Source organism: Cryptosporangium sp. NPDC051539 (genome assembly GCF_044454545.1).
Lineage (GTDB): Bacteria > Actinomycetota > Actinomycetes > Mycobacteriales > Cryptosporangiaceae > Cryptosporangium.
Map to the genome: position 1 here is coordinate 328,048 of NZ_JBITDV010000009.1, position 23,861 is coordinate 351,908.

A 23,861-nucleotide genomic window follows, 5' to 3' on the forward strand; every position below is an offset into this window, starting at 1 on the left:
GCGGTCCGTGCGCCTGTCACCTGTTCGCGGGATACGTCCGCGTCCCGTATATCGGTGGCTGTGCGCACGGTGACCGGCGCCTTAGCTTGACCGAATGACCGGCACCGACGGCACGCACCGCTTCGCCCTGGACCGCGGCTGGTCGGTCTGGCGCCTGATGGCGCTGCGCTCGGCGGGCGGGCCGATCGAACGGCTCGGCGGCCTGGCCACCGAGCGCGAGCTGGCCTTGCCGGCCGGCCCGGAGCGCGAGAGCGGGCTGCGTGCCGCGACCCGGGCCGCGTGCCGCGACCTGGTGCTCGACGACTTCCTGCTCGGCGCGCTGGCCTGGCAGAACCCCGAGATCCTCGACAACTGGCTGGCGGCCTGGGTCGCGGCGTTGCGGGCCGGGGACGAGCCCCAGCTGTCCCGGATGGATCGCCGGGAGGCGCTGATCGCCCGCTACGCCCAGCGGTACTTCGCGAAGAACGACACGATCGGATTCTTCGGGCCGGTGGCCTGGGCCCGGCTGGGCGGCGGTCCGGCCGGGACCGCGGGCAGTCTCGGGGTACGGCGCTCACGGGTCTGTTTCGAGACCTGGGCGGTCCGGTCCGTCGTCGATCGCTGGAACCGCGATCCCCGGTTGCGGCCTTTCCTTCCGGTCCGGCTGAACCCCTCGTGTACCCGCGACGGGAACGCGATCCTCCGTCCGCATCGCCCGCCGTTCGTCCTCGACCCGGACGCCGCCGAGGTGGTCGCCTCCTTGCCCGGCGCCGGCACGGTGGCCGGGCTGGAGGCCCGCTGCGGCCCGGTGGCCGGCGTGCTGGCCCGTCTCGGCGACGCGGGTGTGCTCCGGGTCGGCTTCCCGCTGCCGCTGACCGAGCGTCCCGAGCGGGCCCTGCGCGAGCACGTGGCCGGGCTGGGCGACGCGGCGCTGCGCGCGGAGCTGACCGCACTGCTGGACCGGCTCGACGCGGCCCGCGCGGCCGTGGTCGCGGCCACCGACCCGCTGTCATTGCACGGGCGGCTGAGCGGCCTGCGCCGGGAGGTCGCCGTCGCGGCCGGCACGTCGGCCCGGTCGATTCCCGACGCGAGCCCGGGCGGGCGTACCTCGGTTTACCTCGACTGCCGCCGGGACCTGGACGTCGTGCTGGAGGAAGCCCTGCTCACCGGAGTGTCCGCGCCGCTGGGCATCCTGCTCGACAGCGCGCGGTGGCTGGCCGGCCAGGTCGGGGAGGCTGCGCACGAGGAGCTGCGGGGGCGATACCGCCGGCTGCGGAGGAAACAGTCCCGGGTGACCCTGGCCGACCTCCAGTTCGCCGCGGCGGACCTGCTGAGCCAGCGCACCGGCTCGTTCGCCGACGTCGTCGAGGACTTCCAGCTGCGCTGGGCGGAGATCCTGCCCCGCACCGGCGCCGACGCCGTGGTCGAGGTGTCCGCGGCCAGGGCCGCCGCCGACAGCCTCTTTCCGCCGGGTGGACGGCACTGGGCCGCGGCGCGCGTGCACAGCCCCGACCTCATGCTGCGCGATCCGGCCGCGGACGGGGCCCGGTGGGTGCTCGGGGAGCTGCACCTGGGGCTCAACACGCTGGAGAGCCCGGTTTTCGGCACCCAGGCCGACGACGCGGCCGAACTGACCGCCGCGGTCGCCGCCGACCTGGCGCCGGGCCGGGTGGTTCCGGTGTACCCGACCGACTCGCCGGAGGTCAGCCCCCGGACGTACCCGCCGCTGACGCTGGATCCGCCCGGCCACTACCGCTACTGGTCCTACGGCTTCGACGACGGGCACGCGAGCGCGGCCTCCAGCGCGCCGGCCACGGCGCTGTGCGTCGAGGAGATCGACGGGGAGCTGATCGCGCGGGCCGAGCCGGCCGGCTGGGCGGCCCCGGTGCTGGAGTGCTTCGGCGAGTTCCTGACCGCGGTCGTCGTCAACCTGTTCCAGCTGCGCCGGCCCGCGCCGTGCCTACCGCGGGTGACCCTCGGCGACCTGGTCGTCAGCCGGCGCAGCTGGCGGGTGGCCGGCGAGGAGCTGGCCGCCGTCGCTCCGCGCCGCGGCCGGGACCGGGGCCAGGACACGCTACGCGGGTGGGCCCGCGCCCAGGGTTTGCCGAGGCACGTCTTCGTGCGGACGCCGCTGGAGCCGAAGCCGTTCTACGTGGACTTCCAGGCTCCGCTGCTGGTCGAGAACCTGGCCCGGGCGGTTGGCCGGCTGGCCGCGGGCGCCGCCGTCGATCTGGTGGAGATGCTGCCGGCGCCGGAGGAGCTCTGGCTCCGCGACGACGACGGCCGCCGGTTCACCTCGGAGCTGCGCATGGTCGCCGTCGACCCGGCCCGGCACGGTCCGGCGTCGTGGTCGCTGGAGGGTGCCGGGCCGGAGTGACCCGGTCAGCCCACCCGCTCTTTCCGCCGTACCAGCCTTTCCGAGTAGCGGACGGCGTCGGCGGAGTAGAACAGATCGTCTTCGTCCGCCGGGCAGTGCAGGATCAGGGTGTTGATGCCCAACCGGATGTAGCGGGCCAGTACCTCCCCGACCTCGGCGAAGCTGCCGACCAGGTACGGGCAGAATTCCCGGGCGGTGTGGAACGGGTGCGTCCAGTACGTCCTACCCGGACCGCCGGACCGGCCGTCGTGGTTCCAGACCTGGTCGTGCCAGCGCGCATCGAACTCGGTCGCGGTCAAATCCCGGTACGCCTGGCCGAGCTCGTCGGCGCCGTAGCGGTCGTAGGCGATGCGCCAGGCTTCGGCGCTGGTTTCCCGCGCGATGATGCCGACCCTGATCCCGGTGCGTTCGAGCGCGTTCTCGCCCGAGTACTCCTCCGGCGGGAGGGGGTAGGTGAGCCGGACGACGTTGAGCTGCTTGGCCGCGTCCACGGCCGCCGGGGAGTTTCCGGCCAGGAAGACCTGTGGCTCGAGGCCGGCCGGCAGCGGCGGTTTCAGCGTGACGTCGATCAGGTCGTGGTGGGCGCCCCGGTGGGTCAGCTCCCCGCCGGTGCGGAGCAGGGCCGCCATCATCTGGCCGTACTCGACCAGCCACTCGTACCGGTCGTCGTGGTCCCGGAACGCTCCCAGCGCCTTCAGATGCGGCCGGTAGCCGCCGGCCACCAGGTTCAGATCGACCTGCCGCCCGTAGAGGAGCCCGATGCTGCTGACCATCCGGGCGGCCGTGAACGGATGCATGTAGGCCGGCTGGACGGCCACCAGCGGCACCAGCGCCGTGGTGTGGCTGATCAGGAGCTGGGCGGCGGCCCACGGGTCGATCGATTCGTTGTCGGTGAAGATGAGGAGGCCACGGAGTCCGGCCGCCTCGGCCCAGCGCGAGACGTCGATCACCCGGTTGGCGTACCGGTCGGGTGCCGTGTCCTCAGCCAGCGGCGGAAACGTGGAGTAGAGCTGCATGGATCACACCGGCCCGCCGGAGAGAGCCGCCAACGACGGCTGCACCGCTTTCAGGGTTTCGAGCACTTCGGCGAACTCGTCGTCGGTTTCGGTCAACGGAGAGGGCATCGGGACGCAGCCCAGCTCGCGGTAGGCGGCCATCCGCTCCGCGAGGTGGTCCGGGCTGCCCATCAGCGAGACCTCGTCGGGATCGACCGGCCCGAAGGCCTCGAGGATGCGGCGGTAGTGGGGGAGCATCCGGTAGGACTTCGCGCTGCGTGCCCAGAGGGCCCGTACGTCGGCGAGGTTCCGGCCGGTGTAGGTGGGCAGGATGGCCAGCACCGGGAAGGCGTCGGCGTCCTTGCCGAACTCCGCACAGGCTTCGCGGACGATCGGCATCACCCGTTCGGCCACGTACCGGGGTGAGCACAGCCAGAGGATGAGGCCGTCGCCCGACTCGACGGCCAGGCGAATCATCTTGGGGCGCAGCGCGGCCAGGTAGATCGGGACCGGCGGCCTCGGGTTGACGTACTGGGTGTGCGCGCTGAAGTACTCCCCGTCGAAGTCGACTCCTCCCTCGGTCAACAGGGTGCGCACGACGAACAGGTACTCCTGCATGACCTGGATCGGCGGTCCTTGCCGGTACCCGAGCACGTACTCGTTGACGAAATGGTGGCTGTAGCCGAGCCCGAGAACGTAGCGGCCGTCCGACATCTCGGCCAGCGTCGCGGCGGACTCGGCCATCGTCACCGGGTGGCGGGCGTAAATCGGCAGGATTCCGGTCCCCACCGTGATCGTGGGCGCGGCCTGGAGGTAGGCCGACGCGACCAGCGTCGCGTCCCGGACGTCCGGGTGCTGATCCACCCAGATCTCATCGAAACCCAGCTTCTCCGCCGTCCGTACCCGCCCCTGCAGGCCGCTCATGGTCAGGGTTCGCGGCGACATCATGATCGGCACACTCGCTGAGTTCACAGCGCGTCAACTCCTTCCGGGGCCAGGTCTTCGACCCGCAGTTCGAGGTAGGGGGCGGGCTGCTGGATGAGTTGCAGGTCGGATTCCAGAACCAGGTGCTCGCCGTCGCGCCCGGCTTCCCGGAACCCGGCGAAGGCGTACGTGATCTGCATCTGGCGGTTCCGGCCGGTCTCCACGAAGTCGGCGCGCAGCCGGACCCCGGCCTCCTTGGCCTGCGTCATCACGTGATTGAGCAGCACGGTTCCGACGCCGCGGGACATCGTCCGGCAGGACATCAGCAGCAGCCGCAGGTGCCAGACCGAGGTGCCGAGCTCCACCAGCGCCAGCCCGATCGTGCCGTAGCTGCCGTACTTGTCGGTCAGGTCGGCGACCAGCAGCAGGTGGTCGGGGCGGCCGCGCAGCTCGTCGAGCTCCTCGTAGCCGTAGGTGCGGCCGGTCGAGTTGAGCTGGTTGGTGCGGACCGTGAGTTCCTCGGCGCGCTGCAGGTCGTCCTGGCTGGCGCGCCGGATCGTGAACCGCATGCCCAGCTCGGCCAGGAACTGCTCCGGCGTGCCCTGGTAGGCGACTTCCTTCTGCTCCCGGGCGATCTGGCTGCGGAACATGCTGCGGCGCAGCCGGGACTCGGCGGTGACGAACCGCGGGTTGAACTCGGGCCGGTCGACGGCGGCCTCCAGTTGCGCCGGGGCGAGGCAGAGGGTTCCCGGGTGGAGCCGGCTCACCTCGGCCCGCTCGAACTCCTGGTCGTCGACGAAGGCCAGCGCGTCGACGCCGATGTTCAGCGACTGCGCGATCCGCTCGATCGCCGAGGACTTCGGGTTCCAGCCGATCTGGGGGTACACGAACATGTCCTCGACGCCCAGCCGGCGTAAGCGCGCCAGTGCGGCTTCCTCGTCGTTGCGGCTGGCCACCGAGTGCAGGATGCCCCGCTGGTCGAGGGTGGTGAGCAGCTCGGCCACGTGCGGCCGGAGCCGCACGTCGTCGCCCTCCAGCAGTACGCCGTCCCAGAGCGTGTCGTCCAGGTCCCAGACGAGGCATTTGACCTGGCCCCGACGGGCGGCGGGCCGGTGACTACTCACGATCGCTCCTGGGTCCGGTAGGCAGCGTCAGCGATCGTGATCTGCTGGATCTCCGAACTGCCCTCGATGATTTCCATGACTTTGGCGTCCCGATAGAGCCGGGAGACGGGGGAGCCGGGACCGCAGCCGTGCGCGCCGTGGATCTGGACCGCCTCGGAGGCGTGCCGGGCGGCGGCGACGGACGCGAAGTACTTCGCGATCCAGGTCGCCATGATCGTCTCGGGGCTGCCCGCGTCCTTCAGGCCGCCGGCCCGCTCGCAGAGCAACCGGGCGGCGCTCAGGTCGGTGACCATGTTCGAGAGCTTGGCCCGGATCAGCTGCAGCTCCCGCAGCGGCACTCCGCCGACGTGCCGGGCCCGGGTGTAGTCCCGGCAGGCCTCGACGCACGCGGCGAGAATGCCGACGCAGCCGGCGGCCACGCTGAACCGGCCGATGTCGAGCGTGCCGGTGAGCATCATTCCGGGCGCGAACGGCACCGGCCCGATCCGGGCGTCGTCGTCGACCAGCGCGTCGCGGAGCGAGACCGTCGCCAGCATGCCGGCCCGGGTACCGAGCATGTCCTCGATCGGCCGCACCTCCACGCCCGGAGCCGTACTCGGGACGAGGAAGCACTCCGACCGCTCGTCGGCTTTGGCGAAGACGAGGAAAAGGCGGGCGCGCTGCCCGCCGGTGATCCAGGTTTTCGTCCCGTTCAGCACCCAGCCTCCGGCGCGCCGGACCGCGCCGGTGGTCAGCCCCTGCGCGTCGCTGCCGGCGCCGGCCTCCGAGACGCACAGCGAGGCCGGTGTCCGGCCGGTGGCCAGCTGCGGCAGCCAGTGTTCGCGCTGGGCCGTGTCGCCCCAGCGAAGGATCGCGTAGGCCACCATGGACTGCACGGTCAGCAGGCTCCGGAGCGAGGAGCAGCCGCGCCCGACCTCTTCGTGGAGCGGGCCGAGTGCGCTGAGCGGTAGCCCCGCCCCTCCCAGCTCGACCGGGACGAACGGGGCCCAGAGGCCGGCCTGCCCGACGTCGTGCAGCAGCGTGTCGGGGACCCGGCCGGCGCGGTCGTACTGGTCGGCGATCGGTGCCACCCGGGCGTCGACGAAGCGCCGGGCCGATGCCCGGTCGGCCACACGCTCCACGGCGGGCGGGGCGGTGAGCGGGCCGGCGGTCATTCGGCCCGGGAGCCGAGAACGGCCGGCTCGGTGTGCCGGGCCACCACCTCGGCCATGCCCCGGACGGTCCGGAAGTTCGCCAGCTGTAATTCTTCGGTCGCCAGCGTGATGGCGAACGCGCGCTCGATGAACATGACGAGTTCCATGGCGAAGAGCGAATTGATGAAGCCGAACGAGAAGATGTCGTCGGAATCAGTGAATTCCACCTCGGGAAAACGTCCGCCGATGAACGCGCGGATCTGGTCGGCGTCCGACCGGTCCATTTTCATCACCTACCGGTGTGAGCCAGTGTCAACATTCAGTCGGAGTATCACCGACCACCCGCACGAATGGGGCTCCCGGGCAGTAGCAGGATCTGGTTGGCAACATGCTGACACCGGGCCCGCCTGGAATTCGCCGCCCGGTCGGGTGACGCTGTGGACACTCGCACCATCGTCGGCCGCCGCGGAGGAAACCGCTATGTTGGACCAAAGGATTCGCGACCACGACATCGCGATCATCGCGATGTCGGGCCGTTTTCCAGGCGCTGCGGATGTGCCTAGCCTCTGGAAGAACCTGGAAAACGGCGTTGAATCGTTCACCACTTTCACCGACGAAGAACTGCGCGCGGCCGGCGTCAGCGAGGCGCTCATCTCGAATCCGGACTACGTGAAGGTCCGGCCGGTCCTGGACGACGTGCGCGGATTCGACGCGCAGTTCTTCGGCTACAGCCCGCGGGAGGCCGAGCTCGCCGATCCGCAACAGCGCCTCTTCGTCGAGTGCGTCTGGGAGGCCCTGGAGTACGGCGGTTACGGCCGGCCCGACGACCGGGGCCGGGTGGGCCTGTTCGGCGGCTCCAACGTCAGCATGTACATGATGGACCGGCTGGGCCCCGAGGCCGCCACCATCGACGAGTTCGAGCTGATCATCGGCAACGACAAGGACGCGTTGACCACGGTGGCCGCCTACCGGCTGGGCCTGACCGGGCCGGCCGTTTCGGTCCAGACCTTCTGCTCCACCTCGGCGGTCGCCATTCACATGGCCTGCCAGAGTCTCCGGCTGGACGAGTGCGACCTGGCCCTGGCCGGCGGCGTCTGCGTTCGCGTCCCCGACCGGGTCGGGCATCTCTTCGTCGAGGGCGGCCAGAAGTCGCCCGACGGGCACATCCGCACGTTCGACCGGAAGAGCAAGGGGGGCATCTTCGGCGACGGCGTCGGCATCGTCCTGCTCAAGCCGTTGCGCAAGGCGCTGGCCGACCGGGACACCGTGCTGGCGGTGATCCGCGGCTCGGCGATGAACAACGACGGTGCCGCCAAGTTCAGCTACACCGCGCCCAGCATCGTCGGCCAGTCCACGGCCGTGCGTGCCGCCCTCAACGACGCGGACGTCTCCCCGCGCGACATCTCCTACGTGGAGGCTCACGGCACCGCCACCGAGCTGGGTGATCCGATCGAGGTCGCCGCGCTGACCAAAGGCTTCCGGACCGCCGAGGTGGACGCGTCCGGGGCGGAGCTGATCGACCGGCAGTACTGCGGGATCGGGTCGGTGAAGACCAACGTCGGCCACCTCGACCGCGCCGCCACCGTGACCGGCCTGATCAAGGTGGTCGAGGCGCTGCGCAACGAGGTGATCCCGCCGTCCCTGCACTATTCCGAGCCCAACCCGGAGATCGACTTCGCGCGGAGCCCGTTCTACGTGGCCGGCAAGCCGGTGCCGTGGCCACGCCAGCCCGACCGGCCGCGCCTGGCCGGCTTGAACGGACTGGGCATGGGCGGCACCAACGTGCACGTCGTCGTCCAGGAGGCGCCGCAGCCACCGGTGCGGCCGGCGCCCGCCCGGCGCTGGCAGGTGCTGCCGATGTCGGCTCGGGCGAAAATCGCCGGCGAGCAGCTCCAGGAACGGCTCGGCCGGCACCTGGCCGGCGTCCCCGACGACTCGCTGCCGGACGTCGCCTACACCCTGCAGGTGGGGCGGGCGCTCTTCGAGCACCGGCGCGTCGGGGTGGCCGACACGCCGGCCGCCGCCGCTGCCCTGTTCGGCGGCGAGAGCGAGGCGGGGTCCGCCGTCCTGGCCCGGCAGGATCCGACCCGGGGCCGCCCGGTCGGATTCCTGTTCGCCGGGGTCGGCGAGCACTACGCCGGCATGGTCGGGCAGCTCTACCGGACCGAGCCGGTGTTCCGGCACCACCTGGACGAGGGCCAGCGGCTGCTCACCGCGCTCACCGGCCTGGACGCAGTGGGACCGCTGACGGCCGAGCGGGCCGCGCCGGCCGGCGCCGACCTGGCCGCGCTGATGGGGCGCGGGCCGGCCGCCGACCCCGCCGACGAGCCGTTACGGAGCACCCGGATCGCCCAACCGGCCGTCTTCCTGGCCGAGTACGCGCTGGCCCGGACGCTGATGGAGTGGGGGATCACGCCGACGGTCGTGCTCGGCTACAGCGTCGGCGAGTACGTCGCGGCCTGCATTGCCGGGGTGTTTTCGCTCTCCGACGCGCTGCGCCTGGTCGCCAAGCGCGCCGAGCTGATCGACGCGCTCCCCGGCGGCGCCATGCTGGCCGTGGGCTCGACCTGGGCCGAGCTCGAAGCGCGGGTTCCTGATCTGAGCGCGCGGGGAATCGATCTGACCGCGCTCAACCCCGGCCAGATCGTCGTGGGCGGGCCCGCCGATTCCGTCCGGGAACTCGCCGCGATCCTCCGCGAAGCCGAGCTTCCCTGCCGCGAGCTGGCCACCACGCATGCTTTCCACTCCCGGATGCTCCGGCCGGCGGCCAGGGAGCTGACCACGTGGATCGCCGAAAACGTCGCGCTGAACCCGCCGAGGGTGCCCTACCTGTCCAACCTCACCGGTGCGGAGGCCGGCCCGGACCTGGTGACCGACCCGAGCTACTGGGCCAGGCACATGTGCGAGCCGGTGCGCTTCACCGACGGGCTCGACGCGGCACTGCGCCGCAGCGACATGGCCCTGCTGGAGATCGGGGCCGGCCGATCGCTGGGGGCCATGGTGCGCAGCCATCCCGCCTGCGACCGCTCCCGCTGGCCGCTGATCGTCTCGACCCTGCCCGCGGCGAGCGAGGACCGGCCGGACGACAAGGCGCTGGCCGACGCGCTGGCCGAGCTCTGGCTGACCGGCGTCGACGTGGACTGGGAGGCCTACCAGCGCAGTCAGGGCGACTGGAAGCCCGGCCGGGTGCCGCTGCCGGCCTACCCGTTCCAGCGCAAGGAGTACTGGTTCGGCGGCGACCGGCCGGGCTGGACCTATCCCACCGCGGCCGCGCCCGGCGACGAGCGTGACGAGTTCGGTGAGCTGCTCCTGCAACCGGAGACCCGCTGGCTGACCGCTCCGGTCTGGAAGCGGCGGCTCCCGCCGCAGCCGGTGCCCGACGAGGACGAGGCCTGGGTGATCTTCACCGACGACCGGGCCGACGATCCGATCGCCGAGCGGCTCGTCGAACGGCTCACCGCGGCGCGGCGGCGGTTCGCCACGGTCCGTCCCGGCACCGAGTTCGGCTCCGGACCGGACGGCTACCGGATCCGGCCGGGCAACGCGGACGACGTGCTCGACCTGTTCGGCGCGCTCAAGCGCGAGGGCATCCGGCCCGGCCGGGTGGTGCACACCTGGGCCGCCGTCGACGCCTCGGTCGAGGAGACCGTGCGGCGCGGCACGCACACGCTGGTGGCGCTCGCGCGGGCCGCCGCCGAGTACGGCTTCGAGAGCTGGAAGGTCGACGTCGTCACGTCGGGCGTTTACCAGGTGACCGGCAACGACGTGATCCGCCCGGAGCGGGCGACCGCGCTGGGACCCTGCACGATCCTGCCGGTCGAGTGCCCCGGCGCGACCCTGCGCGTGATCGACCTCGACGCCGGTGCGACGCAGCCGGTCGACCTCGTGCTCGCCGAGTTGACCGCCGAGCACGGCAACCAGACCGTGGCCATCCGCGGCGGCCGCAGCTGGACGCCCGACTTCGAGATCCTCGAAGTGCCCGAGGGCGGCCTGACGCCGGAACCGACGACCAGCATCCGGCCCGGCGGGGTCTACCTGGTCACCGGCGGCCTCGGCGGCATCGGGCTGGCGCTGGCCCAGCGTCTGGCCGCGGACTACCGGGCGCGCCTGGTGCTGATGGGGCGGACGCAGGTGCCGCAACGACGCTACTGGGAGCAGATCCTGGCCGACCCCGCGGCCAGCGACGAAGTCCGCCGACGGATCGCCGGCCTCAAGGAGCTCGAGGAGCGGGGGATCGAGTTCGAGATCGCGGTCGGCGACGTGTCGGTGTCCGCCGACGCCGCCCGCGCGGTCGCCACGGCGTTGGAGCGGTTCGGTGAGCTGAACGGCGTGCTGCACGCCGCCGGTGTCCCCGGCGAGGGGATGATGCAGTTCAAGACGCCCGAGGACATCGACAAGGTGCTCGCGCCGAAGGTGGCGGGAACCTACGCGCTGGCCGAGGCGCTCCACGACGTCCCGCTCGACTTCTTCGCGTTGTTCTCGTCCGTCGCGGCGGTGACCGGCGCCCTGGGGCAGGCCGACTACTCCGCGGCCAACCTCTTCCTCGACTCGTTCGCCCAAGGCAACCCGATGCCCAAGACCCGGGTGCTCTCCATCGGCTGGGGCGAGTGGACCTGGAACGGCTGGGCCTCCGGGCTCGAGGGCTACGAGCCGGTCATCCGCGCCTACTACGAGCAGCACCGGGAGAAGTTCGGCATCAACTTCGACCAGGGCTGGCGCTGCCTGCTCCGGGCGCTGGCCAGTTCCGAGCCGTACACGGTCGTGTCCACGCAGGACTTCTCGGCCACGGTCCGGGGCAGCCGGGAATACACGATCGAAGACATCCAGGCCGCGGCCCAGAACGAACGGGGCGAGACCCGCCACGCCCGGCCCGAGCTCTCCACGCTCTACGCGCCCCCGGAGACCGACGCCGAGTCGATCATCGCGGAGATCTGGAGTCAGGCCCTGGGCATCGACGCGGTCGGGGTGAACGACAACTTCTTCGACCTGGGTGGCAACTCACTGCTCGGCGTCAGCATCGTCGCCGCGACCAAGCGGGCACTGAATCTGGAGCGGCTGCCGGCGCACATGATCTACCAAGCGCCCACGGTGGCGGCCCTGGCCAAGCTGGCGGCGCCGCCGACCGGCGAGGACGAGCACGCCGATCAGGCCACCGATTCCGACGACCGGGCCAAGTCACGCCACAAACGGCTGTCGCAACGCCGGGCCGACCGCCGGCGGGAGGAGCACTGATGAGCGGGCTGGATCTCGACTCCCACATCGACCCGGAGTCCGCCATCGCGGTGATCGGGATGGCCGGCCGCTTCGCCGGCGCCACCACCGTGGACCAGCTCTGGGCCAACCTCATGGCCGGCCGGGGCGGGCTGCGCGAACTCAGCGAAGAGGAACTCCTGGAGGCCGGCGTCAACCCGGCTCTGCTGGCCAGCCCCGACTACGTCCGGGTCGGCGGCGGGGTGGACGACGTCGACCGGTTCGACGCCGGCATGTTCGGGGTGAACCGGCGCGAGGCCGAGCTGATGGACCCGCAGCACCGGTTCTTCCTCGAGTGCTGCTGGGAGGTGCTGGAGCGCAGCGGATACCCGCCGATGGCGATGCCCGGCCGGGTCGGCGTCTTCGCCGGCTGCGGCTACCCCGACTACCTCCAGCAGGTCGCCCGGAAGGCGATGGCCGAGCCCGGCGGGTCGCTGATGCTCGCGGTCGGGACGGAACGTGACTCGCTGGCGTCGCTGGTCTCCTACAAGCTCGACCTGCGCGGCCCCAGCATCACCGTGCAGACCTTCTGCTCGACGTCGCTGGTCGCGGTGCACCTGGCCGCGCAGAGCCTGCTCAACTTCGAGTGCGAGGTCGCGCTGGCCGGCGGGGCGTTCCTGCCCCTTCCGCAGGGCGGCTATCTCTGCGAGGACGGCGGCATCCTCTCCCCGGACGGCGAAGTGCGGGCCTTCGACGCCGCGGCCAACGGCAGCATCATCGGCAGCGGCGTCTCGGTGGTCGCCCTGAAGCGGCTCGCGGATGCTCTCGAGGACGACGACGACATCGAAGCCGTGATCCTCGGCTCGGCGGTCAACAACGACGGCCGGGCGTGCGCCGGCTACACCGCTCCCGGCGTCGACGGCCAGGCCGCGGTGATGCAGGACGCGCTCTCCTACGCCGGCGTCAAAGCGGAGACCGTCGACTACCTGGAGTGCCACGGCACCGGCACGATGCTGGGCGACTCGGTCGAGTTGGCCGCGGCCGCCCGCGCCTACAAGGGCCGGACGACGAACCCGATCGTGCTCGGGTCGATCAAGCCGTCCCTCGGGCATCTCGACCGGGCATCCGGTACGACCGGGCTGATCCGGACCGCGATGGCGCTGCGCCGGGGCGTGCTGCCGGCGGTGCCGAACTACCAGAACCCCAACCCCGCACTGGCCGCGGTGCGCGACCGGTTCACCGTCCTGACCGAGCCGCAGCCCTGGCCCGGCCCGGCCGACGCACGGAGGGCCGGGGTCAGCTCGTTCGGTCTCGGCGGCACGAACGCCCACGTCGTCCTGCAGGCGCCTCCGAAGCGCGCGGACCGGCCCGACCAGCCCGGACCGCACCTGCTGGTGCTCTCCGCCCGGGACGCCACCGCGCTGGAGCAAGCGACCAGCCGGCTGGGGGAGCACCTCGCCGCCGACCCCGAGCTGCGGATCGCCGACGTCGCCTTCACGCTCCAGCAGTCCCGGACCCAGTTCCCCCGGCGCCGCGCGATCGTCTGCGCCGACCGGGACGACGCGATTGCCGCCCTGGCCGATCCGAGCCGGTGGACCGACGCGGAGGCCACCCGGCGCAATCCGGCCGTCGCGCTGGACCTGACCGACGCCGACGCCGTTCCCGCCACCTGGTGGGCGGACCTGCTGACCGCGGTTCAGGACCGCCTGGACGCCGAGGGCCCGAGCCCGGCAAGCGACAAAACGCCTCGCGCACGGGCCGTCTCCGCCGTCCGCGAAGGCTTCGCCCGGATCGGCGTCAGGTTCGCCGACGAAGCCGCGCCGGACGCGCCGGTCGTGCGGCTGGGGCCGGACGCCGCCGAGCAGCCGGCGTCGCACTGGCTGCAGGAAGCCGTCGCGGTCCTGTGGCAGGCGGGGGTCGACGTCCGGTGGGGGGCGTTGCACCGTCGAGGTGCCCGCCGGGTCCCGCTGCCGACCTACCCGTTCCAGCGGCGCAGCTACTGGATCGCCCCCAGCGAGGACATGTTCGAACCCCCGGTCGACGACGGGCGGGTGGCCGACCTCGACCGCTGGACCTACCAGCCGGCCTGGCAGCCGGAGCCGCGCGCGATCGTCGATCGGACCGATTCGGTGCGCGAGGCCGGCCCCTGGCTGGTGATCGCGGCCGAGCCGGCCGCCGGTGCGCTGGCGCGGCGGCTGACCGAGCTCGGCGCGGCGGTGATCACCGCCCGGCCGGGCGACCGGTTCGCCGAAGAGGCACCGGACCTGTTCACCCTGCGTCCGGACGAGGTGGCCGACTACCGTCGCCTGATCGGTGGTCTGGACGCCCCGCCCCGGACGGTCGTCCACGCGCTGGGCCTCGACGCCGAGCGGGACCCGGACGGCCCGGCCCTGGCGGTGATCGAAGCGCTGGGGGCGATGACCGCCGCGCTGGCCGAGCAGACCACGGGCCGCAACCTCGACCTGCTCGTGGTGACCGAGGAGGCGGTGAGCATCGCCGGCTCGGTGCCCCACCGACCGGCCTGGGCGGCCGTCGACGGCCTGCTGCCCTCCATCGCCCAGGAGAACCCCGGCTGGCGCTGCCGCCATGTGGACGTCACCAACGCGGCCGCCCAGGTCGACGGTCTCCTCGAGGAGGCCGTCGTCCGGCACGAAGGACCGGTAGCGCTTCGTGGCACCGGTCGCTGGGTCCGCTCCTATCAGCCCCTTCCGTTGCCCGAGCCCACCGGTGGACGACCGGCCCCGGGCACGACCGTCCTGATCACCGGTGGGCTCGGCCACGTCGGCCTGATCCTCACCCGGCACCTCGCGCTGCGCCGGCGCTGCCGCGTCGTGATCACCGCCCGCACCGCGTTGCCGGAGCCGGCCGAATGGCCGGCCTACCTGGAGCAGCACCAGGGGACCTCGTCGCGACTGGTCAGGCTGATCGGTGATCTCGCCGAGATCACCGCGGCCGGTGGCGAGGTGCTCGTGCTCCCGGCCGAGGTCTCTTCCGCGCCGCAGATGCGGGCCGCGGTCGAGGCGGCCGTGGCCCGGTTCGGGCCGATCGGACTGGTGGTCCATGCGGCCGGCGTGTCCGACGGGGAGGGGTTCGGCCCCGCGCACATGGTCTCCCGGGATGGCGTGGAATCGCACCTGCGGGCGAAAGTCGGCGGCTTCAACGCGCTGCGCGCGGTCCTCGCCGACCAGAGCTACACCGGGATCACGCTCTCCTCGCTCTCGGCGGTGCTGGGCGGCTTGGCGCTCGGCCCCTACGCCGCGGCCAACGCCGTCCTCGACGCGTGCGCGGTGGCGGAGCGCAACTCCGGTGGCCGTCGGTGGGTGACCGTCGACTGGGACACCTGGCGTCCGCGCCCGGACGCGGAGGCGGCGCCCGGGCACGACGGCGCCTACGACATGGCGCCCGAAGAGGCCGTGGAGATCTTCGAACGCGCGGTCGGCGTCGTCGATCAGGTCGAGCACCTGGTGATCTCGACCGGCTCGCTGGACGCACGGCTGGCTCGCTGGGTGGTCCGGCCGGGCCAGGACGACGGCGTCGACGAGGACGAAGACGACATCCGCGATCCCCGCCCCGACCTGCTGACGCCCTACGTCGAGCCGGCCGAAGGGACGGAGCGGGCCCTCGCCGACATCTGGGCGCGAGTCCTGCGCCTGGACAAGGTCGGCGCCGACGACGATTTCTTCCGGCTCGGCGGCAACTCCCTGGTGGCCATCGAGCTGATCGCCAAGGTCCGCCGGGACCTGCAGGTGCCGGTTCCGGTGGCGGCCATGCTCGGGTTCCCGACCGTCCGCGGGCTGGCCGCGCAGATCCGGACGGCCGATGCGGACGAATGATCACGCGCGCCGGCCCGGCCGCTTCGGCGGCCGGGCCGGCTGGGTGGTCCGTGTCGAGGAGTCGTGGGTCCGTGTTCAGGTCAGGCTCGGGGCCTGGTGGGCGGCGGCGCCGACCCGGACCCCGGCCTGGAACCGGCTGACCGCGTCCAGATCGCGCAACACCGAGGCGATGTGCCTGCGGCAGGTGCGCACCGAGACGCCGAGCCTGCGCGCGACCGCCTCGTCGGTGAGCCCATCGGCCAGCAGCGAGATGATGGTGCCTCGCAACTGGTCGGTGACCTGCTCGTAGCCCCGCTCGTGGGCGACGTACGCGGCGGCCCCGCTCCAGGTGGTCTCCACCAGGTTCAGCAGGAGCTGGACCGCTGAGGGGCTTCGGATGATCACGCCGGCGGGGCCGGTCTGGTTTCCCTGGTGCAGGACGAAGGCCACCTCGGCGTCGAAGAGGATCAGCTGACGGGAGAGCTCGCCGGTGGTGCGGACCTGGGCGCCCCGGGCGACCAGGCCGTCGAGCTGGGCCCGGGCCCGGATGTCGGTGCGCGCGGCGTGCTGCAGCAGCAGCCGCACGCGCACACCGCGGTCGAGGATGCCCGGCCCGGCGGGGAGGAACAGCTCCCGGCCGACGCTCCGGTCGGCCGGGAGGTTCTGGTTCGGACGCAGTGCCACCAGCTCGGTCCGGCAGTGCTGCGCGGCCAGGTAGAGGTGCCCGGCCAGTTCCTCGGCGTCGTGCACCTCTTCGATCCCCCGATCCGGCGGCCCCGGGCGCTGCATCCGCTCGTACTGCGGGCGGAACGCGCTCAGGTGCTGGCGGATCCGGCTCACCGCGGCGGTGTGGCGGTGGATCTCCTCGTCGATCGGGGAGATCAGCGAGGCCGAAGCGATTTCGGGATCCACCGGCATCAGCCGGGGCCCGTCGGGGCCGGCCCCGACCCGCAACAGGCGCAACTGCGTGAGCGTCTCGATCGCGTCCCTGACCACGGCGTCAGGCAGCTTCAGCGTGGCGGCGATCGCCTGCTCGTCGGCCGGTGCTCCTCCGTCGCGGAGGGCGTGGCCGTAGACCGTGAGCAGCTCCTGGCCGGGCTGGTCGCTGAGGACCCCACCCAAGTCAACGGTTGGTCGTGACATCGTTTCCCTTCCGCGCGGGTTCGGTCATCGATCGGCGCCGCTGTCGCGCTCGGCGATCCGGCGGTCGACCAGCTGGGCCAGCGTCCGGACCGTCGGGTACTCCAGCACGACGACGCCCGACACGGTGACGTTGAACTTGTCCCGGATCCGCACCGCGAGCTGCACCGCGACCAGCGAGTTGCCACCCAAGGTCATGAACTCCTCGTCGAGACCGAGCAACTCGACGCCGAACGCGTCCATCCACAGCGTCCGGAGGCCCTCTTCGGTCTCCGTGGCGGGCTCGGCCGTGAAGCCGGGGCCGTCCGCGCGGCGCTGAGCCACGCCGGCCAGCTCCCGGGCGTCGGCCGAAGCCACGGCGGTCGCGAACCCGGCCAGCCGGGCGGCTCGGGCGGCCAACGGCTCGCGGCTGACGACGTATTGCGCTTCCCCGGTGCCGTTGAGGATCCGCCAGGTCAGGTCGATGCCCTGCGCTTTGGTCAGCAGGCGGTCGGAGGTCGCGGGCTGCGCGGCACCGTCGGGAGTCGCGGCCGGCGCGTCCGCGGTGCCGTTGGCCACGGAGATCACGGCTTCGGTGTCCACGACGCGCACGGTGAAGTTCTCGATCGTCACGAGCTCGCGGCCGTCCTCGGCGAGCAGCGCGAAGTCGAAGCTGGCCAGGTCCTGACCCGGTCCGCCGGGTCCGCGCGAGCGGCCGTGGCTGAAGAACCGCGCGGGCAACCGGTCGCGGACGACGACGCGGTCGTAGGCCAGCGGGAGCCAGCTCTGCCCCTCGCTCACGATGTCGCTCATGTCGAGGCTGAGCGCGGTGGCGCCGTCCAGGAGCGACGGGTGCAGCCCGAAGTCCCCCAGATCGGCGTCGAGGCCGGCCGGGAGCTCGAGTTCGGACACGTGCTCGTCGTGGCCGGCGTGGATCACCTTGAAGACCTGCCAGTGCGGCCCGAACGTGATCGCCGCCTTGCCGACGACGTCCGGCTCCGGCTTCCAGTTCGCCAGCGCGCAGCGTTTGACCAGGGCTTCCACGTCGTGGCGGGCCGGCTCCCCGCTCTCCTCGCCCGGCCGGGCGCTGCCGCTGGCGTGCTGCTCCCAGGCGCTGTCGCCGGTGTCGAGCGAGCGGCTCGAGACGACGAAGTCGATCCGGCCGGTCGCGACCCGGGTCCCGGCCACCCGTAGCTCGCGCCGCCCGGTCACCGCCAGCGGGCGGGTGAAGATCAGGTCGCGGACTTCCATCGGCCCGGCCCCGACGGCCTCGGCGTAAGCGGCACGGATGATCTCGACGTAGGCGACGCCGGGCAGCACGCCCGCCGGGCCCATCCGGTGGTCGGAGATCACCCAGTGGAAGTCCGGGGCGATCTGCTTGTAGAAGACGACGTCGTCCTCCGGCCCGGTGCCGGTCGCCAGGTCGCGGCGGCCCAGCAGCGGGTGCACCGAGCCGACCGGGTCGAGGTTGCGCTCCAGCAGCCAGAACGCCGGGCTGCCGGAATCGGCCTCGCTCAACATGCCGACGCCGGACCAGCCGCACCAGTTGATCGCGATGGTGTGGCGCCGCCGTGAGTGCGGGGTCTGCGCGTAGGCGTCGAGGAACGCGTTGGCCGCACAGTAGTCGACCAGGCCGTAGTCGCCGTTGACCGCCACGACCGAGGAATAGAGCACCAGCAGGTCGATCTCGTCGCCGAGCAGCCGGTCGATCACCAGCGTGCCCTCGACCTTCGGTGTGAGCACCGGCTCGGCCCGGTCCCGGGTCCGCAGCAGGGCCAAGCCCTCGCTGGTGAGACCGGCCGCGTGGAACACCCCGTCGATCCGGCCGAAGCGGTCCTTGGCCGTGTCGACGACCATCTGCATGGCCTCTTCGTCGGCGATGTCGGCCGCGAGAGCGAGCACCTCACCGCCGAGCTGCTCGATCTCCCGGACCGCGCGGATCCGGACCGAGAGCGGGTCGCCGGCGGGGTGGCTCGCGAGGTACTCGTCCCACTCCGCCGTCGGCGGCAAGGCGGTGCGGCTGACCAGGACGAGCCGGGCCGCAGCGGTGCGCGCCAGCTCCTTGGCCGTCGCCAGGCCGATGCCTCCGGTGCCCCCGGTGATCAGGTAGACGCCCCGGCGGCGCAGCAGCCGAGGCAGGTCGACGCGGGCCGGCAGCGAAGTCTTCTCGTGCGCGCTGACCCAGCGACGTCCGGCCCGGTAGGCGACTATCCGATCGGCCGGGACGGTGGACAACTCGGCGAGCAGGGCGTCGACGTCGGTCCCCGTGGACTCGGCGGTCTGCGTGACGTCGATCAGCTGGCAGTTGATCAGTGGCGACTCGTTCGGCACCACCAGGCAGGGCCCGCGCAGCAGGGCCTTGGCCGGATCCACCGACTCGGCGCCGGAGACGTTGCAGCTGTTGCTGGTGAGCACGCGGATGTCGGCCGACCGGTCCGGCCAGCGCTCCTGCCAGGCCTGCATCAGGAACAGAAGGCTGTAGAAGCCCGACTCGCGGACCGCGTCCACCTCGGCGAAGCCCAGCGGTGCGGGCCCGGCGGGGTCGGTGGTCAGCCCGTGCAGCACCGAGGTGGGCGCGCCGGGACCGGCGTCGAGCGCCTGCAGCAGCGCGTCGTAATCCGACCGGCTGCCCGGATCGATCTGGAAGCGCCCGTCGCCGAGATCGGCGAAGCCGTCGCCGGCCGACACCCGGAACGTGCCGGCGCCGCGTCCGCGGAGCTCGGCGGCGAGCGCTTCCGCCGGCCCGTCGCCGGGGGAGAAGATCAGCCAGGACGCCGGTGCGTCGGAGGCCGGCCGGGCGGTAGGCAGCGCGCGACGGCGCCAGACCGGGATCGACGCCGCCTCTTCGGCCGGCAGGAACTTCGTTCCGCCGGTGGCCGCGTCGGCCTCGTCCCGGGCTTCGTCGGCCGGCCCGACGTCCGGGTCGACCCAGTACCGGCGCCGCTCGTACGGATAGGTCGGCAGCGCGAGGCGCCGACGCCGGCCGCCGTCGCGCTGGGACGCCCAGTCGATCGGCACGCCGAGCGTCCAGAGCCGGGCGGCCGCGACGGCCAGGGATTCCGCGTCCGAGCCGCTCGCGGGGGCGTGCCGGAGCGAGGGCACGACGTGCGTGGTCTTCGGTACCGACTGCCGGGTCTGTGTGGTCAGGGCCTGCCCGGGCCCGACCTCCAGGAGGACGGCTCCGGTCTCTTGCAGCGTCGAGGCGGCGGCCGCGTAGCGGACGGTGCCGCGTAGCTGGGCGGCCCAGTGGCCGGCGTCCGTGGCCTGCTCGGCGGTGATCCAGGTGCCGGTCAGGGTGGAGACGAACGGGCGGGTCGGCGGCTTCGGGCCGGCCTTGAGCACGGCCTCGCGCAGCGGCTCGACGATCGGGTCGAGCATCGCGCTGTGGAAGGCGTGCGAGGTGGGCACGGGCCGGCTCTGGACGCCTTGGCGCTCCAGGAATTCGCGGAGCACGTCGAGGTCGTCGGTCGGCCCGGCGACGACACACGACCGGGGCGCGTTCACCACGGCCAGGTCCAGTTCCGCCGGGAGCAGCGGAACCAGGTCGGCCTCGGGCATCGCCACGGCCAGCATCGAGCCGGTCGGCATCGACTGGGTCAGCCGGCCGCGGGTGGCGACCAGCTCGAGCGCGGCGGGCAGCGTGAACACCTCGGCCAGGCAGGCGGCGACGTATTCACCGACGCTGTGGCCGACCATCGCGCTGGGCTGCACGCCCCAGCTCATCCAGAGCCGGGCCAGCGCGTACTCGACGACGAACAACGCGGGCTGCGCGAATCTGGTCTGCCGGAGCCGGTCGGCCATGGCGCGGGAGCTGATCACGTCGCTGTGCGAGCTGAACATCACCTCGCGCAGGTCGCAACCCAGGTGCGGCCGGAGCAGTTCGGCGCACTCGTCGATCGTGTCGCGCACCAGCGGCTCGAGGCGGTAGGCCTCCTCGGCCATGTCGACCTGTTGCGAGCCCTGGCCCGGGAAGAGGAACGCGACCGACGTCGTGCCCCGCACCTCCGGGGGAGCCGGCGTGCCGACGGTCAGCTCCGCGAGCGCCCCGGCGAGGTCGCGGCACGCGACGGCGCTGCGCCGTTCCAGTGCCGGGCGGCCGGTCTGCAACGTGTAGGCGACGTCGGCCACGTCCAGTTCCGGGTGGGCGCGGAGGTGGTCGGCGAGTTCGCCGCGCATCGTCGCCAGCGCGGTGTCGGTCTTGGCCGAGAGCGGCAGGATCGACCAGGGCCGCTCGGTCGCCTCGACGGGCAGCTGCGGCGGTGCCTCTTCGACGATCACGTGGGCGTTGGTGCCGCCGATGCCGAACGAGCTGACGCCGGCCCGCTTCGGAGTGGCTTTCTCCGGCCACGGCGAGAGCTCGCAGTTGACGTAGAACGGGCTGCTGCCGAGGTCGAGGCGCGGGTTGGGGTTCTGGTAGTTCAGCGACGCGGGGATGAGCCCGTGCCGCATGGCCAGCACGGTCTTGATCAGGCCGGCCACGCCGGCCGCCGGGCCGAGGTGACCGACGTTCGGCTTGATCGAGCCGATCGGCGTCTCTTGCACACCGACGGCCCCGGCCTGCCGGTAGGCGTTCGAGAGGGCGGTGACCTCGATCGGGTCGCCGACGGCGGTGGCGGTGCCGTGCGCCTCGACGTAACCGATCGTGTCCGGGTCGACCTGCCCGGCCACCAGCGCCTCGGCGATCACCTCGGTCTGGCCGAGGGCGCCCGGCGCGGTGAAGCTGGACCGGCGGGCGCCGTCGTTGTTGACCGCGGAACCGAGGACGATCGCCTCGATGTGGTCGCCGTCGGCGAGCGCGTCCGCGCAGCGTTTGAGCACCACCGCGCCGGCGCCGTGGCCGAAGTTGGTTCCCGACGCCGCCGCGTCGAACGTGCGGATGTGGCCGTCCTGCGCGTGCATGCTGTTCTCGGCCCAGTTCGTGCCGCCGCCGTACGGCAGCATGATGTGCGAGCCGCCGGCGATCGCCAGGTCGCACTCGCCCCTGAGCAGCGCCTGGACGCCGAGGTGGAGGGCGACCAGCGAGGTGGAGCACGCGGTGGCGAGCGAGACCGCGGGGCCGGTGAGACCGAGCGAGTAGGCGACCCGGGTAGCCACGTAGTCGGTGTGGTTGCCGAAGTCGACGGCCAGTTCGCCGACGGCGTCGGAGATCCGGCTGTTCCGGAAGACGTTCTTGAAGTGGTAATCGGACGGCCCGGTGCCGCCGAATACGCCGACGTCGCCGACGTCCTTCGCCCCGCCGTAGCCGGCGTGCCAGAGCGCGGTGTTGCACACCTCGAGAAAGATCCGTTGCTGCGGATCGGTGATCTCGGCTTCCCGGGCGCTGTAGCCGAACAGCTTGGCGTCGAAATCCTCCATGTCCTCGAGCATCGGGCGCAGCCGCACGTACCTCGGGTCGGTGAGCTGTGCCGGGGATGCCCCGGCGGCGAGGAGCTGTTCGTCCGAGAGCCGGGTGAGCGACTCGACGCCGGCCGCGAGATTGGCCCAGAGCTGGTCCAGGCCGGCGGCTCCCGGGAAGCGAACCGCCATTCCGATGATCGCGACGCGATTGTCGACGAGCTCACGGTCACGAGACTCTTGGCGCATCGCAGATCCTCTCGGGCTGACTTGGCAGGCGGAAGGTCCTCCCGGCCGGAGAATAGAAATGCGCTCAGCCGCAGGCACGCCCCGAGAACAAGTGACACCGCGGCATCCTCTGTTTTGGGGACGTGCCCGTAGCGGCGGTCGGTGGGCACGATGGAAAGCCCGATATCGATCGAGAGGCTGGAGCCGTGCGTGGTCACCCGCTGAGCGCAGAGTCCGACCACGCGCTGTCCGGTCCGTGGTTCGTGCCGATGACCGAAGCGGCGGCTCCGGTCCGCGTTCTCGGGTTCCCGCACGCCGGCGCCGGGTGCGCGGCCTTCGCGGGTTGCGTCGAGGAACTACCCCCGGGCGTCGGCCTCTGGGCCTTGAACCTGCCCGGCCGGCAGGCCCGGTTCAGCGAACCCTCGATCACCGACCTCGACCTGCTGGTCGACGCCGTCGTCCGAGATCTGCCCGCGCACCCCTACGTGCTGCTCGGCTACTGCTCGGGGGCCTTGCTGGCCTTCCTGGTCGCTCGCGCGGCCGCCGACCGGGGCCTTCTCCAGCCGCGGGCCCTGATCGTGGCCTCGTATCCCGCCCCGCACCTGGCGAGGCCGGCCCAGGACCTGCACGAGCTGCCGTCGGCCGACTTCTGGGAGCGGATCCAGGCGCTCGGCGGGTTCCCGCCCGTGCTGGCCCGGCAGCCGGACTTCCGGGCGGTCTTCGAGCCGGCGCTGCGGGCCGACTACGCGGCGATGGCGGCGTTCAGGTATCGAAGCGGGCCGCCGCTGAGCGTCCCCATCGTCGCGGTTGCCGGAGAACGCGACGACAGCCTGCCCGAAGCCCACCTCCACGGGTGGGCGGAGCAGACCTCGGCCGGGTTCCGCCTGGAACTGGTGGACGGTGACCACTGGCTGCTGGAGGGTGGCGGCGCCGAGCTGATGCGCGTCGCGGCCGGCGAGTGCGGGCCATGAGCGGGCTCGGTGAGCGGATCCGGGTGGCCTTCGAGGCCCGGCGGCCCGGCCGGGCCACGCTGCCGTCGGATCGGAACTTCTTCGAGGCGGGCTACACGTCGGTGTTGCTGGCCGCGGTGGTCGGCGAACTCGCCGAGGACGGTGTCCGGCTCAGCCTGGTCGATGTGTTCCGGTATCCCACGCTGGCCGCGCTCACCGAGGAACTGCAGGCCCGCGCCGCCGGCGGCCCGGCGGCCCCGGCGGCGATGCTGCCCTGGCAGGCCTGAGCCCCGGCTCGCTCTGGGGCCACGCGGTCTGGGCCTCGTGCGGTCCGGGGCCCGGCTCGGTCCGGGGTCCGGTTCAGATCGGGTCCGGCGGTCGGTCCAGCATCCTGACCGAAGACAGCCGGAGCGACGGCGTACTGCGGATGAGCGTGTAAGCGGCGCACTCGCCGAGGCACAGCGCGCCCTCGGCGTCCTCGGCGGTGACGAAGGCGACCGCGATGACCTGCGCCGACTGCCGTTCGGCCCGGACGTGCTCGACCCGGCCGCCACCGTCGGAGGCCCGGCGGAGGGTCTCGGCGATGACCTCGGTGGAAGGCACGGCCTCCGTCTCGAGAACGTCGAGCCGCACAACGATGGCGTACATACGCACCCTCCACGCCTGACTGATTGCGGCAGACTTCGATTGTCAACT

13 protein-coding genes are annotated in these 23,861 nt (G+C 72.4%); 5 read left to right on the top strand and 8 right to left on the bottom strand.

All coding sequences use genetic code 11. From position 1 onward, the window contains the following. Nucleotides 1–94 precede the first annotated feature (94 nt). Nucleotides 95–2,356: a lantibiotic dehydratase gene (locus ACIBZJ_RS28020; protein WP_395934686.1), complete on the top strand. Its 2,262-nt coding sequence runs from the start codon at nt 95–97 to the stop codon at nt 2,354–2,356. Nucleotides 2,357–2,361: 5 nt separating this feature from the next. On the opposite strand, the gene ACIBZJ_RS28025 is transcribed toward ACIBZJ_RS28020, so the two are convergent. Genes ACIBZJ_RS28025 through ACIBZJ_RS28045 form a run of 5 tightly spaced genes read right to left on the bottom strand, consistent with a single transcriptional unit; the run spans nt 2,362 to nt 6,816 of the window. Beyond that, on the bottom strand, nt 2,362–3,372 hold the full coding sequence (locus ACIBZJ_RS28025) for an LLM class flavin-dependent oxidoreductase (protein ID WP_395934688.1): 1,011 nt from the start codon (nt 3,370–3,372) through the stop codon (nt 2,362–2,364). 3 nt (nt 3,373–3,375) lie between these two features. Beyond that, on the bottom strand, nt 3,376–4,323 hold the full coding sequence (locus tag ACIBZJ_RS28030) for an LLM class flavin-dependent oxidoreductase (protein WP_395934690.1): 948 nt from the start codon (nt 4,321–4,323) through the stop codon (nt 3,376–3,378). Then, entirely contained in the window at nt 4,320–5,399 is a 1,080-nt protein-coding gene (locus ACIBZJ_RS28035; RefSeq protein WP_395934692.1) for an HAD-IIIC family phosphatase, read from the bottom strand. The genes ACIBZJ_RS28030 and ACIBZJ_RS28035 overlap by 4 nt, the downstream gene beginning before the upstream one ends. Next, nucleotides 5,396–6,553 carry an acyl-CoA dehydrogenase family protein gene (locus ACIBZJ_RS28040; RefSeq protein ID WP_395934694.1) on the bottom strand — a complete coding sequence of 386 codons (1,158 nt, stop codon included), beginning with the start codon at nt 6,551–6,553 and terminating at the stop codon, nt 5,396–5,398. Before ACIBZJ_RS28040 ends, ACIBZJ_RS28035 begins: the two co-directional genes overlap by 4 nt. Then, a complete protein-coding gene (locus ACIBZJ_RS28045; RefSeq protein ID WP_395934696.1) occupies nt 6,550–6,816 on the bottom strand; it encodes an acyl carrier protein in 267 nt (88 codons plus the stop codon). The genes ACIBZJ_RS28040 and ACIBZJ_RS28045 overlap by 4 nt, the downstream gene beginning before the upstream one ends. Nucleotides 6,817–7,012: 196 nt before the next feature. Here ACIBZJ_RS28045 and ACIBZJ_RS28050 point away from each other — a divergent pair, with 196 nt between their 5' ends. After that, complete coding sequence (locus tag ACIBZJ_RS28050) at nt 7,013–11,764, top strand: SDR family NAD(P)-dependent oxidoreductase (protein WP_395934698.1); 4,752 nt, start codon at nt 7,013–7,015, stop codon at nt 11,762–11,764. Then, nucleotides 11,764–15,555, top strand: a complete 3,792-nt coding sequence (locus tag ACIBZJ_RS28055) for an SDR family oxidoreductase (protein WP_395934700.1) — start codon at nt 11,764–11,766, stop codon at nt 15,553–15,555. Before ACIBZJ_RS28050 ends, ACIBZJ_RS28055 begins: the two co-directional genes overlap by 1 nt. Nucleotides 15,556–15,630: 75 nt before the next feature. Here the strand turns inward: ACIBZJ_RS28055 and ACIBZJ_RS28060 are convergent, their stop codons facing one another. Both ACIBZJ_RS28060 and ACIBZJ_RS28065 read right to left on the bottom strand, forming a co-directional pair. Next, nucleotides 15,631–16,677: a helix-turn-helix domain-containing protein gene (locus ACIBZJ_RS28060; RefSeq protein WP_395934702.1), complete on the bottom strand. Its 1,047-nt coding sequence runs from the start codon at nt 16,675–16,677 to the stop codon at nt 15,631–15,633. 24 nt (nt 16,678–16,701) lie between these two features. Continuing rightward, on the bottom strand, nt 16,702–22,236 hold the full coding sequence (locus ACIBZJ_RS28065) for an SDR family NAD(P)-dependent oxidoreductase (RefSeq protein WP_395934704.1): 5,535 nt from the start codon (nt 22,234–22,236) through the stop codon (nt 16,702–16,704). A 185-nt stretch (nt 22,237–22,421) separates the two neighbouring features. On the opposite strand from ACIBZJ_RS28065, the gene ACIBZJ_RS28070 reads away from it, so the two are divergent. Beyond that, nucleotides 22,422–23,186 (top strand): thioesterase II family protein, encoded by a 765-nt coding sequence (locus ACIBZJ_RS28070; protein WP_395934706.1) that lies wholly within the window; start codon nt 22,422–22,424, stop codon nt 23,184–23,186. Further along, nucleotides 23,183–23,452, top strand: coding sequence for an acyl carrier protein (locus tag ACIBZJ_RS28075; protein WP_395934708.1), 270 nt, complete (start codon nt 23,183–23,185; stop codon nt 23,450–23,452). The genes ACIBZJ_RS28070 and ACIBZJ_RS28075 overlap by 4 nt, the downstream gene beginning before the upstream one ends. A gap of 73 nt (nt 23,453–23,525) precedes the next feature. Here the strand turns inward: ACIBZJ_RS28075 and ACIBZJ_RS28080 are convergent, their stop codons facing one another. Beyond that, on the bottom strand, nt 23,526–23,813 hold the full coding sequence (locus ACIBZJ_RS28080; protein WP_395934710.1) for a hypothetical protein: 288 nt from the start codon (nt 23,811–23,813) through the stop codon (nt 23,526–23,528). Between the last annotated feature and the right edge of the window lie 48 nt (nt 23,814–23,861).